The 14,730-nt window shown below is 66.2% G+C and carries 14 protein-coding genes; 7 read left to right on the forward strand and 7 right to left on the reverse strand.

The window, feature by feature from the left end; translation table 11 throughout:
- The first annotated feature begins 75 nt into the window (after positions 1 to 75).
- From KZZ07_RS01565 to KZZ07_RS01580, 4 genes are all read left to right on the forward strand, one after another.
- Complete coding sequence (locus tag KZZ07_RS01565) at positions 76 to 1,509, forward strand: YfcC family protein (protein ID WP_219511690.1); 1,434 nt, start codon at positions 76 to 78, stop codon at positions 1,507 to 1,509.
- Between the two features lie 165 nt (positions 1,510 to 1,674).
- Positions 1,675 to 2,373, forward strand: a complete 699-nt coding sequence (locus tag KZZ07_RS01570) for a response regulator (protein WP_255564099.1) — start codon at positions 1,675 to 1,677, stop codon at positions 2,371 to 2,373.
- Between the two features lie 41 nt (positions 2,374 to 2,414).
- Positions 2,415 to 3,599 carry an FIST N-terminal domain-containing protein gene (locus tag KZZ07_RS01575; RefSeq protein ID WP_219511712.1) on the forward strand — a complete coding sequence of 395 codons (1,185 nt, stop codon included), beginning with the start codon at positions 2,415 to 2,417 and terminating at the stop codon, positions 3,597 to 3,599.
- Complete coding sequence (locus KZZ07_RS01580) at positions 3,596 to 5,818, forward strand: hybrid sensor histidine kinase/response regulator (protein ID WP_219512237.1); 2,223 nt, start codon at positions 3,596 to 3,598, stop codon at positions 5,816 to 5,818. Before KZZ07_RS01575 ends, KZZ07_RS01580 begins: the two co-directional genes overlap by 4 nt.
- Positions 5,819 to 5,842: 24 nt before the next feature.
- On the opposite strand, the gene KZZ07_RS01585 is transcribed toward KZZ07_RS01580, so the two are convergent.
- Both KZZ07_RS01585 and citF read right to left on the reverse strand, forming a co-directional pair.
- Complete coding sequence (locus tag KZZ07_RS01585) at positions 5,843 to 7,060, reverse strand: efflux RND transporter periplasmic adaptor subunit (protein WP_219511714.1); 1,218 nt, start codon at positions 7,058 to 7,060, stop codon at positions 5,843 to 5,845.
- Positions 7,061 to 7,201: 141 nt separating this feature from the next.
- Entirely contained in the window at positions 7,202 to 8,686 is a 1,485-nt protein-coding gene (gene citF, locus KZZ07_RS01590; protein WP_219511727.1) for a citrate lyase subunit alpha, read from the reverse strand.
- A gap of 89 nt (positions 8,687 to 8,775) precedes the next feature.
- Here citF and KZZ07_RS01595 point away from each other — a divergent pair, with 89 nt between their 5' ends.
- Positions 8,776 to 9,303: a peroxiredoxin gene (locus tag KZZ07_RS01595; protein WP_219511760.1), complete on the forward strand. Its 528-nt coding sequence runs from the start codon at positions 8,776 to 8,778 to the stop codon at positions 9,301 to 9,303.
- A 7-nt stretch (positions 9,304 to 9,310) separates the two neighbouring features.
- On the opposite strand, the gene KZZ07_RS01600 is transcribed toward KZZ07_RS01595, so the two are convergent.
- Entirely contained in the window at positions 9,311 to 10,009 is a 699-nt protein-coding gene (locus tag KZZ07_RS01600; protein ID WP_219511764.1) for a glutathione S-transferase N-terminal domain-containing protein, read from the reverse strand.
- A gap of 126 nt (positions 10,010 to 10,135) precedes the next feature.
- Between KZZ07_RS01600 and KZZ07_RS01605 the strand changes: the two genes are divergently transcribed.
- Both KZZ07_RS01605 and KZZ07_RS01610 read left to right on the forward strand, forming a co-directional pair.
- On the forward strand, positions 10,136 to 10,744 hold the full coding sequence (locus tag KZZ07_RS01605) for a glutathione S-transferase family protein (protein ID WP_219511767.1): 609 nt from the start codon (positions 10,136 to 10,138) through the stop codon (positions 10,742 to 10,744).
- A 117-nt stretch (positions 10,745 to 10,861) separates the two neighbouring features.
- Positions 10,862 to 11,434 carry a hypothetical protein gene (locus tag KZZ07_RS01610; RefSeq protein WP_219511770.1) on the forward strand — a complete coding sequence of 191 codons (573 nt, stop codon included), beginning with the start codon at positions 10,862 to 10,864 and terminating at the stop codon, positions 11,432 to 11,434.
- Between the two features lie 4 nt (positions 11,435 to 11,438).
- Here KZZ07_RS01610 and KZZ07_RS01615 read toward each other — a convergent pair whose 3' ends face one another.
- From KZZ07_RS01615 to KZZ07_RS01630, 4 genes are all read right to left on the reverse strand, one after another.
- The gene (locus KZZ07_RS01615; protein ID WP_219511773.1) at positions 11,439 to 12,650 is read right to left on the reverse strand and encodes a peptidoglycan-binding domain-containing protein; all 1,212 of its coding nucleotides are present in this window, start codon (positions 12,648 to 12,650) and stop codon (positions 11,439 to 11,441) included.
- 103 nt (positions 12,651 to 12,753) lie between these two features.
- Entirely contained in the window at positions 12,754 to 13,500 is a 747-nt protein-coding gene (locus tag KZZ07_RS01620; protein WP_219511775.1) for a sulfite exporter TauE/SafE family protein, read from the reverse strand.
- Complete coding sequence (locus KZZ07_RS01625) at positions 13,497 to 14,474, reverse strand: D-2-hydroxyacid dehydrogenase family protein (protein ID WP_219511777.1); 978 nt, start codon at positions 14,472 to 14,474, stop codon at positions 13,497 to 13,499. The genes KZZ07_RS01620 and KZZ07_RS01625 overlap by 4 nt, the downstream gene beginning before the upstream one ends.
- Positions 14,471 to 14,704: a hypothetical protein gene (locus tag KZZ07_RS01630; protein ID WP_219511780.1), complete on the reverse strand. Its 234-nt coding sequence runs from the start codon at positions 14,702 to 14,704 to the stop codon at positions 14,471 to 14,473. The genes KZZ07_RS01625 and KZZ07_RS01630 overlap by 4 nt, the downstream gene beginning before the upstream one ends.
- Between the last annotated feature and the right edge of the window lie 26 nt (positions 14,705 to 14,730).

The following is a 14,730-nucleotide window of genomic DNA, read 5'->3' on the forward strand; positions in this document are numbered from 1 at the left end:
CTAACATGTCAGATATTGCAACATCAGACGATCTTCGCGCCCCGTTGCGCAGCAAGGTCGAGGGAGGACCAGACAATGACCGCCGAGAACACCGACGTGGACGAGACAGAGGCACCCGGATTCCGGATGCCGCATATCTACGTCATCCTTTTCGTCTTTACGGCCATTGCCGCCGCATTGACCCACGTCATTCCGGCAGGTCTGTATGATCGGGTGACGCTGGCGAATGGCCGCAGCGCCATCGACCCGGCCAGCTACCGCGAGGTTCCGGCCACGCCCGTGGGACTGGAACAGTTCATGCTAGCGGTCCCGAACGGGCTGGTGGATGCCGCGACCGTCGTCTTTTTCACCTTCATCATCGGCGGCACCTTCATGGTGGTCCGCCGGACCGGCCTGATCGACGTGGCGGTGGACAAACTCGCACGGCGCTTTTCCTCGCGCAGCCTGCTGATGTTTCCGGTGCTGATGACCTTCTTTGCCGTCGTGGCCTCCTTGATCGGGACCCAGGAACTGGCCCTGGTCTACGTGCCCGTGATCCTGCCGCTGATGATTGCGCTGGGCTACGACTCGATCACCGCCGCGGCAACCGCGCTTTTGGCGACAACGGCCGGGTTCACGGCGGGTGTGCTGAACCCGATCAATACCGGGCTGGGTCAGACAATCGCCGAATTGCCGCTGTATTCCGGTGCCGGTCTGCGCGCCACGCTCTTTGTCGTGCTGCTGGTTGTGGCCGTGCTGCACACGATCCGCTATGCCCGCCGCGTCCGCGCCAACCCCGATGACAGCCTGATGGTCGGGGATTCCCGCGAAGAGACGAAGCGCGGCACCTACCGCCACGATTTCTCGGCCGAGCCGATGCGCTTTAGCCAGCGCCAGGCCTGGGCCGGGCTGGTCACGCTGGGCTTTTTCGCGATCATGGTCTGGGGCGTGTTGACCCGCGGCTGGTTCATGCTGGAAATGGCGGGCCTCTTCGTCTTGATGGGCGTTGTTGTCGGGCTGGTCGCCGGGCTGAACACCGCGCGCATCTGCGACGCCTTCAACGAGGGCTTTCGCGACGTTCTGATGGGCGCGATCATCGTCGGACTGGCCCGGGCGGTTGCGGTGATGTTCGAACAAGGCCAAGTGATGGATACGCTGGTGCACGGGCTTGGCGGCCTCGTCGGCAGCTTTCCCGACACGCTTTCGGCGGTGGGCATGTTCCTGTCGCAGCTTGGCTTCAACTTCGTCATTCCGTCGGGCAGCGGCCAGGCGCTTGTGACGATGCCGATCATGGCGCCGCTTTCGGACCTGATCGGGGTGACACGGCAGAACGCGGTGCTGGCCTACCAGCTGGGTGACGGGCTCTCGAATATCTTCTACCCGACCTCCGGCTACTTCATGGCGACATTGGCGTTGGCCGGCGTGGGATGGGACCGCTGGATCCGCTTTTTCCTGCCGCTCTTCGTCACCTGGATCGGGATCGCCATCGCCTTCCTGATCTTTGCCCAGGCGACCAACTGGACCGGCTGACCCAAAGCCAAAGGTCCGACAGGCGGCGTGACCCGGTCACGCCGTTTGCATGTCCGCCGGCACGCCCCCTCCTCCTAAGACCTTAGCACAGGTGCCGTGGCTCTGGCGCTTTGCTAGGATCGTAAGGTATACCAAGAAACCGGCGTTCAAAGGGGGAGGAGAACGTTGCCCGAAACGGACCATCAACGGCATTTCGCCTCTGCGCTGATCGTGGACGATCACCCGCTGTTTTGCGATGCGCTGGCCATGACGCTCAAGACCGTGGCCGGGATCGAGGAGATCGAGACCGCCAGCCTGCTCGAGGATGCGCTGGACGCCCTGGATGAAGGCGCCGAACCGGATGTCATCGTGCTGGATCTCAACCTGCCGGACGTGAACGGGCTGGACGGGCTGATCCGGCTCAAGACCGCCGCCGGGGCAATTCCCGTGGTCGTCGTCTCTTCGATGGCGGACAACCGCATGGTGACGTCGGTGATGCGCGCGGGCGCCAAGGGTTTTGTCCCCAAGCACAGCCAGCGCGGCGTCTTTCGCCAGGCCTTCGATGCGCTGGCGCGCGACGAGGTCTTTGTCCCCGAAGGGTTCGTCGACGTGGGCGATGCCGGGCAGCCGGCGGATGCGGGCGACGACGCGGTCTCGCGCCTGTCGACGCTGACCAACCAGCAGGCACGCATCCTGCAACTGATCTGCGAGGGCAAGCTGAACAAGCAGATCGCCTATGACCTCTCTATCGCGGAAACCACCGTCAAGGCCCATGTGACCGCCATCATGCGCAAGCTGGGCGTCCAGAGCCGCACGCAAGCCGTCCTGATCGCGGGCGAGGCCAGCTTTTCGAACCTCTTGCCAAAGCAGCCGGACACTCCGTAGTCTGTTCCGAATAAAAACAGAACACCTGGGGAGGAGAACCGATGGACGGAGGAGCCTCTCCGTCCGAGGGGGGTGTCGATAACGACGCCGTTCTGCGGACAGCCCGCGCCGATTGCGACGCACCCGACCTGATCAACCGGCTTGCCGAAGGGCTGGGGGATGGCCCCTTTGCCGTCGTGATGATATTTTGCAGCCCCTCGACGCCTTTCCAGACGCTGGTGACGGGCCTGCAGTCGCGGTTGGGCGATGCCCCGGTCATGGCCTGCACCACCGCCGGAGAGATCGCGATGGGCGCCGGCTATGTCGAGGAACAGGTGGTGGCGATGGCGCTGCCGCAACGCTGTTTCGAAGCCGAGGTCCTGCTGTACGAGGACCTGGAAAACCTGCCCAGCAACGAGATGACCCAGCGCACGATCCGTGCCCGCGCCGAGCTGGGCGCCCGCGCCCCCGAGATGACCGAGGAATTCGCCTTTCTCATGGTCGATGGCCTGTCGATGCAGGAGGACAGGCTGGCCTCGTCCCTCACCGCCGGGCTGGGACCGACACAGCTGTTCGGCGGCTCTGCCGGGGACGGGGTGCGGTTCGAACATACCTTCGTCGCGCTGAACGGGGTCTGCCACGAAAAGGCCGCCGTCATGGCCCTGGTGCGCAGCACCTGCCGGCTGCGGGTGTTCAGCGTCAACCATTTCACCCCCACCGACCTGCGCATGGTGGTGACCCGCGCGGATCCTTCGCGCCGCCTGGTGCACGAGATCAACGCCGAACCGGCGGCGCGCGAACTGGGGCGCCTCCTGGGCAAGGATCCGAACCAGATCGACACCTTCACCTTTGCCGACAGCCCGATGGTGGTGCGCCTGGGCGGCAGCCACCATGTCCGCGCCATCAAGCGCGTGACAGAGGACGGCGCGCTTGAATTCTTTTCGGCCATCGACGAGGGACTGGTGCTGACGCTGGCCGAAGCGGCCCATATCGTCGACCACCTGGACCAGCAGTTGAGCGAGCTGTCGCGGGGTGAAAAACCCCAGGCGATCCTGGCCTGCGATTGCGTTCTGCGCCGGATAGAGGCAGAAAAACGCCAGTTGAAACGGCCCCTTGACGATGTGCTGACGCGGCACAGGGTCACCGGGTTTTCCACCTATGGCGAGCAGGTCAACGGGATGCATGTCAACCAGACCATGACCGGAGTCGCGATCTATGCCCCGGAGGGTCCATGCAGGGAGACATGACGCATTTCCTGATCAACCCCAACGACCCTCTGGAACGTCAGAACGAAAAACTGCTGCGGATCAGCGAGGCGCTGATGCGCCGGGTCGAACAGGACACAGACCAGTCCGGCGCCGCCTATGCCCAGTTCGAACGCGCCGCCATGCTGGAAGACCAGGTGCGCCAGCGCACCCGCGACCTGGAATACACGCTGGACCTGCTGAACCAGTCAAACGCCGCCCTGGCCCGCGCCAAGCACGAGGCCGAACACGCCCGCAAGAACCTGGCCAACGCGATCGAGGCGGTGCAGGAGGGGTTTGGCCTTTTCGACAGCGCCGACAAGCTGGTGATGTGGAACAGCCGGTTCAGCCTGCCGCTGCACGACGTGCAGCCGCGCCTGGCAGAGGGACTGCCCTTTGCCGATTACGTTCAGGCGGTCAGCGAAAGCCGGTTCCTGCAACTGCCGGAGGTCGTCAGCCCCGCGCAATGGGCGGAACAGCGGCTGAAACGGCACAAGGACCGGCACGCGATCTTCAACGTGCGCCTGATCTGGGACCGCTGGTTGCAGGTCAGCGAACACCGCACGCCGGACGGCGGCACCGTGGTGCTGCAGACCGACGTGACCGACATCATGCGGCTGGAACGGCAGGAACGCGGCAAGCTGCTGGACAGCCAGGCGCGGATGCTGCGGGCGACGCTGGATCACCTCAACCAGGGGGTCTGCATCTTTGACCGCGACGCGCGGCTGGTGGGCTGGAACGACAAGATCGGCGAGATGCTGTCCCTGCCCATCGCCACGCTGCGGCTGGGCGTGGATTTCGATCGGCTGATAGAACAGCTGGAAACCCGCTTTGACGCCGATGTCATGACCGCCGAGGACCTGCGCGCCTGGGCCCACCAGGACCGCGGGCGCCAGGCCCTGCGGTTCGAGATCCGGGCCGAGAGCGATATCACCCTGGACGTCTTTGCGCAGGAAATGCCCGACCGGGGGTTCGTGATCTCCTTTACCGACGTTTCCGTCGAACGCCAGGCGGCGCGGGCACTCGAAGAGGCCAATGAACTGCTGGAACGGCGGGTGATGGAACGCACGCTGGAACTGGAGGATGCGCTGGTCACGGCGGAACGGGCCAATGCCTCCAAGTCGCGCTTTGTCGCGGCGGCCAGCCACGACCTTTTGCAACCGCTGTCGGCGGCAAAGCTCTATATCTCGGGGATCGCCGAGGGCGACGGGGATGACATCACGCGGCAACATGCCACCAAGGCGCTGAGCGCGATGGACAGCGTCGAAAAGATCATCGACGCGCTGCTGGACATCTCGAAACTCGATTCCGGTGCCGCCAGCCTCGACATCACCTCCGTTTCGGTGAACCAGCTCCTGCAGCGGCTGCAAGACGAATTCGCCCCCCTCGCCGCGCTCAAGGGGCTGGACCTGCGGGTGGTTCCGGCCTCGGGCAGCGTGGCCAGCGACCCGGGGTTCCTGCGCCGCATCCTGCAAAACCTGATCGCCAACGCGGTGCGCTATACCGAAAAAGGCCGTGTGCTGGTGGGTGCCCGGCGACAGGGCAACACGATCCGGTTCGAGGTCTGGGACACCGGGCCCGGCATCGCCGAGGCCGACCAGGAACGGATCTTCCGCGAGTTCGAGCGGCTGGACAGCAAGAGCAGCGTGAACGAGGGGCTGGGCCTTGGCCTGGCGATCGTGGAACGCGCCTGCGCGCAGCTGCGCCATCCGCTTGGCGTGAGTTCGGAGCTGGGGCGCGGCACGCGGTTCTTTTTCAGCGCGCAACGGGTGAGCGGCCCGAACGAGATGCCCGTCCCCCGCAAGAGCCCGGCAGCCCGGCAGCGTCTGCGTGACAGCGGGCTGATCGTGCTGCTGGTCGAAAACGACGAGGAATTGCGCCGCGCGCTGGGTCTGCTCATCGAACGCTGGGGCGGCAGCGTGCTGGACGCGGGCAGCGTCGAGGAGGCGCGCGCCCTGCTGCATGACATCGGCATCCTGCCGGATGCGCTCTTGGCGGATTATCACCTGGGCGAAGGTCAGGACGGGTTGGCCCTGGTCCGGCAGTTGCGGGCACGCGATCCGGCCCTGCCCGCGCGCCTGATGTCGGCCAACCGCTCGACCGAGTTGCGCCAGATGTGCGACGCGGCACAGACGGTGCTGATGACCAAGCCAATCAACACCGAGGATCTCGAGGATTTCCTTTATTCCGCGACCATGCGGGGCACGCTGACCCCGCCCTGACCGGGCGGGATCACCGCAAAAGGATCAACGCAGCGCCACCGTCTGCCCCTCGCCCAGTCCGGCAAGGGCATCGCTGACGATCAGCCGCCCGGCCCCGCCGGGAATGCGCGCAATGGTTTCACGCGGTCCGGTCTTGAGGATCTCGACCGCGACTTCCTGCAACGTCACCCCCTCTTCGTCCACAAGAAAGACCGTGTCCCCATTGGTCAGCGCGTCGGTGGGAATCTCGAAGGTATCGTCACTGGAGTCCAGCATCGCCTCGACCTCGACCGCCTCGTTCAGGAACAGATCGGGGGCGCAGGTCTCGTCAACCTCGATGGTGGCCTTGACGAACTGGTTTTCCAGGTCCGCCTCGGTGTCGAAACGGGTGATCGTCCCGGCGCAGACCTGGCCATTCACGCGGGTGATGCGCACGGCAGACCCATCGGAAATCCCCGCCGGACCGCTTGCGGACAGGCGGCTGATAAGGATGAAGACATCCACGGATTTCTCGCTGGGCGCATAGATCTGTGCGGCGCGCTCCCCGGCCGAGACGCAATCGCCCACGTTGGTTTCAAAGCCCACCAGCACCCCGTCGATGGGCGCGGTCAGCACCAGTTGTTCGTGGTTGAGCTGCGCGGTCTGCAGATCCAGTTGCCCGATCTCATGGGCAATCTCGGCGCGGCGCTTGGCGGCGCGGGCGGTGGCGATGGCCTCTTGCGCGCGGTCGGCTGCAAACTGCGCCTCCATGAAACGGCGCTCGACCCCTTCCATCGTGGTCTCGTTGATCAGGCCACGGCCCAGCATGGTGCTGTTGCGTTCGTATTCGGCGGTGGTCAGGTCCAGTTCCTGCTGACGGCGCTTGTCATCGGCAATGGCGGACTGAATGTCCAACTCGCGCTCTTCGATGGTGGCGGCCAGTTCGGCAACCCGCGACTCTGCGGTGCGCAGCGCCAGCATGGACCGCTTGTCATCCAGCCGCACCAGCACCTGCCCGGCAGAGGCGACACGCGCGCGCTTGGCCTTGTCCGAGACCTCGACCACGCAGCCGCCCGCCTCGTAGGACAGGCCCAGCATGTCGCTGGCCTGAACCGTGCCAAAGAAGGTATCCATCGTGACCGGCTGTTCCGACGTCAGGCGCATCGTATCGACCTGGATCGGTGCGGCATCCTGGGCAAACCCAGCCACCGGCAGCATCAGCGCCAGCGCACAGGCCCCGGCCCAAACACGCCAGGACCGCTTGAACTGGATGTCTGTTGTCATCCTGAAACCTCTTTCCCTGTTGAACACCGCATTCCGTCTTGTCGTGCGGACAGCGGCCTGAACCCGCCAAGAACCATAGCGCATCCGCCGCGATTGTCGCGGTTTCGGCACGGAATACCAGCGCCGTGTCACGGCAAAGTGTCAGTCCGGGCCGATTTGACGGACAAGGTCGGTCACGCTGCCGTCTCGGTATTCGCTGATGGCGACCACCCGCCCGTCGACCCGGGGCGGAACCGGCTGGCGCGCGGCGGCGGCGGCCTCGCGCGCTAGGTCCTCGATCGGACGCACGGCCAGGCCCGCCCGGCGCAGCCGGTCCGCCAGCTCGTCCCGCGCCGGGTTCACCGCCAGCCCCGCCTCAGTCACCACCACGTCGATGGTCTGGCCCGGCGTGGTCAGCGTGCCCACCTGCGGCACGATCTTGGCAAAACCGGCGGCGGTCAGGCGAGTCGTGACGATGGAAAGCCGCGCGCCCGCAGCCGTATCCGCATGCCCGCCGGACCCGCCGATCAGAATGCCGCCCGCCCGCGTGGTCACGTTGACGTTGAAATCCAGATCGACCTCGGCCGCGCCCAGCACCACCGCGTCGACCCGGTCGACCACCGCCCCGCCAATATGGGACGCCGCATAGGTGGCTGCCGACATGGCCTGGTGCCGGGGATCGTCGCGGTAGGACCGCACCGCGTCGAGGTCGAAACACTGCACGTCCATCAAACCGCGAAAGAGCCCCGCACGCAGCATCTCGACGTGAAAGCCGGTGATCCCCCCGGAACAGAAACTGCCCGCGACGCCAAGCTCCGCCATCTGCCGGCCAACCGCGGCAGCGGTCGCCAGCGAGGCGCCCCCGGCCCCGGTCTGAAAGGAAAACCCCTCGGCCAGCAGCCCGCTGGCGGTGATGGTACGCGCGGCGCTGTCGGCAATGGAGAGGCTGACGGGGTCTTCTGCCGGGCGCGTCGTGCCAGAGGCGATGCCGCCGGGATCGCCGATGCGCGGCACCTGTACCACGTGATCCACCTGCCCTTGCGGGATGTCGATGGCGGGCGCCGGGTAGGGGACCAGCGTGTCGGTGATGGCCACGGTGCGGCGCGCGACCGCAACATCGGTCATGGGATAGCCCATCGTGCCACAGGCGGTCGGTCCCGTGCTGCCAGAGACATTGCCCATCTCGTCCGCGGCCGGCGCAGCGACAAAAGCCGCGTCTATCACGATCTCCCCCGCATCCAGCGCCCGCGCCCGTCCGCCATGTGTCATCAGGACCGCCGGGTTCGGCAGCACACCGGTCGAGATCGCCTCTCCTACCGGGCCCGAGATGAAGGCGGCAGAGACGCGTGAGACAGTGCCGTTGCGGATGTGATCGACAAGGGGCGCATGCACCGGAAAGATCGAACTGGCCGCGACGTGCAGATCCTTCAGCCCCCGGCGTGACAGCGCTGCCATCACCATGTTCAGCACATCGTCACCGTTGCGCAGGTGGTGGTGAAACGACACCGTGGCCCCGTCGCGCAGGTCACAGGCGGAAATCGCCGCATCCAGGTCTCGCAAAAGCTTGGTCATGCGCGGGCCACGCGCGGCAGGAGCGAAGGCGCGCAGCGCGCCATAGCCGGGAAGATCGGGCAGCAGGTCGGGCATCGTCTCTCTCGTCAACTTGGGCGCTTTACCGTCGGCCCGGAGAGACTACTTTGGGTCAGGCCGTACCGACCTGCAACAGGAGCCCGGACATGACCCCGCAGCGCGTCCCCGAAACCGTCTTTCACACCCGCCAACGCAACGAGGCCCCGGGCGGCGACAATCCCTATGAATGGCGGGACGTGACCAGCGCCCAACTGTTCGACCGTCAACGCGTGGTGCTTTTCGCGCTGCCCGGGGCCTTTACCCCCGCTTGTTCCGAAACCCATCTGCCCGGCTACGAAGGCCACTACGACGCCTTTCGCGAGCATGGGATCGACCGCGTGATCTGCCTGTCGGTCAACGATGCCTTCGTCATGTTTCAATGGGCGCGCGCACAGGGGATCGAAAAAGTCATGATGCTGCCCGATGGAAATGGCGATTTCACCCGGCAGATGGGCATGCTGGTCGACCGGTCGGCACAAGGCATGGGCCTGCGCAGCTGGCGCTATTCCATGCTGGTCGAGGACGGCGAGATCACCGCGCTCTTTTCCGAACCGGGACTGAGGGACAATCCACCGGGCGTGCCAGTACAGGTTTCCGGTGCCGAAACCATGCTGGCCCATTTGCGCGCCGGGTGATACGCGGCTATCCCCTCTCCTGCGTGCTGCGCGGCATCAGGTGCTTTCGCGCCTCCTCGTCCCACTTGCCCTGCGGCTTGCCCAGGTCCTTGCCCAGGTCATAGCCGCGCCGCAGCCCCGGGCGGGTCTTCATCAGGTCATACCAGCGGCGGACATTGGGAAACTGGTCCAGGTCGATTTCCTGTTTGCGATAGGTGACGACCCAGGGCCAAGTCGCGAAATCGGCAATCGAACAGGCGTCGCAGATGTAGTCACGCCCTTCCAGCCGCCGGTCCAGCACGCCGTAGAGACGCAGCGCCTCTGTCGTGTAGCGTTCCAGACCGTAGGGGTTCGGCTCCGGCGCGTAGAACTTGAAATGGCCCGCCTGCCCGAACATCGGCCCGACCCCGGCGGCCTGCCACATCAGCCATTCCAGCACCTCGGTCCGCCCGCGCAGGTCGGCGGGCAGGAACTGGCCCGTCTTCTCGGCCAGGTAGATCAGGATCGCGGCCCCCTCAAACACGGATATCGGCGCGCCGCCGCCTTCGGGCGCATGGTCCACGATGGCGGGCATCCTGTTGTTCGGGCTGATCTTCAGGAACTCCGGGTCGAACTGTTCGCCGCGCAGGATGTTGACCGGCACCACGCGATAGTCGAGCCCCATTTCCTCCAGCGCGATGGAGATTTTCCACCCGTTGGGCGTGGGCCAGAAATGGGCGTCGATCATGGGCGGTACCTGCCGGTTGACTGTCCTGCCCCAACCGCTACCCAATAACGCGCAAACCGGCAAGACGACCGTCCGGCCCGGACATCACCAAAGGGGACCCGCGCGCCCCATCAACCGGAGACCCTGATGAAACTCTATTTCGCTCCCGACACCCGCGCCGTGCGGACCGCCTGGCTGATGTACGAACTGGGGCTGGATTTCGAATTGCACCGCTTCGAGAAACTGGGCGATCCGGCCATGCGCGCGCCCGAGTTCCTGGAAATCAGCCCCAACGGCCGTATCCCGGTGCTGGAGGACGGCGACGTGCGGATCTTTGAATCCCCCGCCATCGCCGAGTACCTGGTGGCGCGCCACGGGCACGGCAAGCTGGTGCCGCCGGTCGAGTCCCCGGCCTTTCCTCAGTACCTGCAATGGTTGCACTACGGCGAAGGCATGATCATGGGACCGATGAACAACTACGTCGTGGAAACCATCATCCTGAAACCCGAACGCCGGTCCGAGGAACACGCCAAGCGGGCGCTGAAACTGATGACGCGCATGGTGCAGACGGTGGATGCCCACATGGCCGACCGTGACTACCTGGCCGGAGAGTTCACCGCCGCCGACACGATCACCGGACATGCCTGCATCATGTGCGAGAGATTTGGCGTCGATTATTCCGGGATGCCCAACCTCAGGGCCTATGTAGATCGCCTTCTGGCCCGGCCCGCGGCACAAAAGGCCTTTGCCCTGTAGCGTTCCGCGCCGTCGCTGCATCACGCAGGGCGCAAAACCCGCCCGAGGTCTGGCACATCCGGCGCGCCGGGGCTATGGCCTTGGGCGATGCTGCTGGGAACTTCGGGTGGGATAACCATGACAAAGCGTTTCGCAATGATGCTGGTGGCGCTGGCCATGCTGGCCGTCGGTGGCTGCACCACCGTCAGCCCGGAATTCGGGCAGCGGGACATCGACGCTCTGGCGGCGGAAATCCGGGGGCTCGGCCCCAACGTCGACCCGCGAGAGGCCGACCGCGCCGCGCGGATCGCCTATACCTATTCCCGCCAGTTGACGCAGGACTACGGCATCACCGACCCGCCGTTGATCCATAACGCCAAGGTCCACAGCGGCGAGCGCGAACGCGGGCTGTGCAACCACTGGGCCGAGGACATGCACCGCCGCCTCAGCCAAGAGAACTTTCGCACCCTGTCGGCGCTGCGCGCGATCTCGCCCCGCTCACCCTTCCGGATCATCCATCACACGGCGGTCATCAGCCCGCGCGGCGGCACGATCTATGACGGCGTGGTGCTGGACCCCTGGCGCAACGGCGGCGCCCTGCATTGGCAAAAGACCCGGGCGGACGACCGCTATGACTGGCGCCCCCGTCCCGAGGTCCTGAAAGAGATGCTGTCCGCCAAGCGGGCCCGCAAGGCGGCCCGGGCGCGCTGACCGCTTATTGGCGCACGCCGCGCTGCATGTTGCTCAGCTTGACCCGCGCGCGCGCCGCAAAGGCGCCGTCGGGGTACTGGCCAAGATAGGCGCGCAACCCCTGTTGCCCCCGCGCCATGTTCCAGGTTGCGGCCTCCTGCGCCGAGACGACGTTGCGCGCCCGCCGGGGCCGGGGCGCTGAGCGCGCAGGCGCCTGCCCCGCCTCCTTTGCCAACCGCGCAACCTGCGCCGCATCCAGATAGCCGGTCGGAGCGGCCCCGATCTGCCGTTGCCACGCGGTGATCGCGCCGCGCGTGCCGGGGCCAAAGATCCCGTCGATGCCGCGTGTCCTATGCCCCAGCCGCGCCAGGTTGCGCTGGATTGCCCTGCGCGCACCGGCGTCCAACGCCAGGGCCGTCTCTGCCTGGGCCGGGCTGACCGCGGGTTCGCCGTCACGCCTTTGCAGGGCCGCCTCGGCGTGAATGCCCTCAGGATAGCTGTCCAGATAGGCCTGGAACGCCCCGCGTTCGACGGCGCGCTGCCAGGCTGCCTCGTCCAGCCGGGCGATCCGGTCCCGGGCGGCAGCCTGTTCCGCCTCGCTCGGCGGTCGCACCTCGGTATGGGTCAGGATCGTCAGGTCTTCGCTGACATGGCCGGACAGCGCCAAGTCGTACCAGTCGGCGGATTTCTCCAGCGGCAAGGCCGGTTGCGCCATTTCACGGGCGGCAAACTCTGCCACCTTGGCGGCGGGACCACGGATCACGGTCACGCCCTCGGGGATCTTCAGCGCCTCAAGGCCCGCCCCCTCACCGGCCTCGCCCAGCACGAGAAAGGCCCGGCGCGGGCTTTGGGCCAGCACCTCCAGCACCGCCGCAAGCGACAGACCCGCAGCCTCGGACGCCTCGCGGCCCGCCGGGCGCAGAACTGGCCCGCCGTCGTCCAAGGCGAACAGGCCCGACAGCACCACGATCAGCGGCGTCTCGCCCTCGTCGATCGCGGCCACGAAACCGTCCAGGGCCTGCCGCATCGCGTCAGCACCGCCATTGGCCAACTGTTCGACCTCTTGCCCGCGCAGGCGCAGCGCCCTGGCCACCGCCCGCACCGCATCGGGGCCAAAGGCCGTCACGGTCTCGCCATAGCGCGCGTTCCCGATCACCAGCGCATCGCCGGTGGTGAACTCGGCCCAGGCCGGCGCCGCCGACAGAAATCCCGCCAGTGCCAGTCCCGCTGTTCTCATCGTCTCTGTCCCCTTGCCGTTGCCCCGACTCGGGCCGCACGCCCCGGCCCTGATCCAAGCCTAGCGAAGCGATTCCGATCCGTCGACGCCCGAGCGGGCGGCGTCACAGGAGCGAGGACAGGCCGGTCCAGATCAGCCGGATCGAGATCAGGATCAGCACCACGTCCAGCACCCGGCGAAATCCGTGATCGCTGAGCCGGTCAAGGATCAGGCGCCCGCCCAGCGTGCCCAGGAACCCGGCCAGGATCATCGCCGCGAGGAACCCCAGCCAGGGACCGAAGGCAAACCCCAGCAGGCCAAAGGCCAGCACCTTGGCCAGGTGTTGCGCCGTCATGAAGGCCGCGTGGCTGGCGACATGCGCCTGTCGGGGCAGGTTCAGGGACTTGGTGAAATTGGCGACAAAAACCCCGGTGGCGCCAAAGAACATGGTCAGGAAACTGGAAATCAGCCCGGTCACGACCGGCAGGCGCGACAACCATGCGGGCGGGCGGCTGAGCACCGACCAGATCACGAAACCGCCGACCCCAATCAGAATCGCCCCCGGCGGCAGGTTGACCACCAGCGCCCCGCCCAGCGCCACCCCGATCACCGTGCCGATCAGGAAGGTCAGCACCGGCGGCCAATGCACGTGGCGAAACAGCACCGCCAAACGCAGCGCGTTCGATCCCACCTGGATCACCCCGTGCACCGGGATCAGCGCCGCCGGAGGCATGACGCTTGCCATGACCGCCAACAGCAGGGCGCCCCCGCCGATGCCCAGCGCGACGGTGATGAAGGAGGACACGAAACTGACCGCGACAAGCACCCAAAACGTCCCCGGTTCAAGCCCGGCGTAAAGAAGCTCTGTCACTCCGCGCCCCGGGCGTCGGGGTTGATCATGTGGATCGGCGCGCCCTCGGCATAGGCGTTGATCTGGTCGTAGATATCCGCGAACTGCATATCCAGCTCATCCTCGGTGACGTAGCCGATATGCGGGGTCGCGATGACCGAGGGATGATTGACCAGCGGATCATTGGCATCGGTCAGCGGTTCCGTGTCGAAAACGTCCAGCCCCAGACGCCCGGGGCGCCCCACCTCCAGCGCCTTTTCCAGCGCGCCCGGCGCGACAAGGCCCGACCGCGAGGTGTTGATGAAACTGGCCGAGGGTTTCATGGCCAGCAGATCCTCGGCGGTGATGATCCCGCGCGTAGCGGGTTTCAGGCGCACATGCAGGCTGACAAAGTCGCTGTCAGCGAAGAAACTGGCGCGGTCGGGGGCCAGCTCTGCGCCATCGGCCCGGACCCGGGCACGCCCCTCGTCCGATCCCCACCACCAGACCTTCATCCCGAAGGCCTGTGCATAGACGGCGACCTGTTTGGCGATCCGCCCATAGCCATAAAGGCCCAGCCGCCGCCCGGCGAGCGTCTGGCCCACCCCCATCTGCCACTGGCCCGCGCGCAGGCTGGCCATCTGCTGCGGGATCTGCCGGGCCGAGGCCAGCATCAGTGCGAATGTCAGTTCCGACGCCGCGATCGAGGGCGTGTCGGAATGCATGTTGGAGCAGAGCAGCACGCCGTTTTCGGTACAGGCCGGGACATCCACATGGGGATAGACGCTGCGCTGCGAGATCAGCTTCAAGCCCGGCAGCCGTTCCAGCAGGGCGGCGGTGACCGGGGTCCGCTCTCGGAACAGGACCAGCGCCTCTGCCTCTTGCAGGCGGTCGGCCAGGATGTCGATGTCTTCGGTGTGGTCGGTCCAGACCGTGACGTCATGGCCCTGCAGCCGGTCAAAGCTCGGCAGGGTGCGCAAGGTGTCGAACCAGTCGTCGAGGATATGAACCTTCACCGGCTTTCCACCCTCTGGCCGGGGGCCATGACACGCGGTGTCGGCACAAAGGGGGCAGAGGCGAGCGCGGCCAGCGTGTCGGCGATGCGGCTCCTGTCGCTCAAAAGGCGGGTGAACTGGGCGTCACAGCCGGAAATCGGCGTGGGATAGGTGGCGATTTCGCGGGCAAGCTCTTGGCGCGCAGCCTCCAGCGCGGTTCGGGCACTGGCCAGGTGAGTCTCGTACGACATGGGATCCTCCACTTTTGTATGCCACG

Source organism: Mameliella sp. CS4 (assembly GCF_019392335.1).
Classification (GTDB): Bacteria; Pseudomonadota; Alphaproteobacteria; order Rhodobacterales; family Rhodobacteraceae; genus Antarctobacter.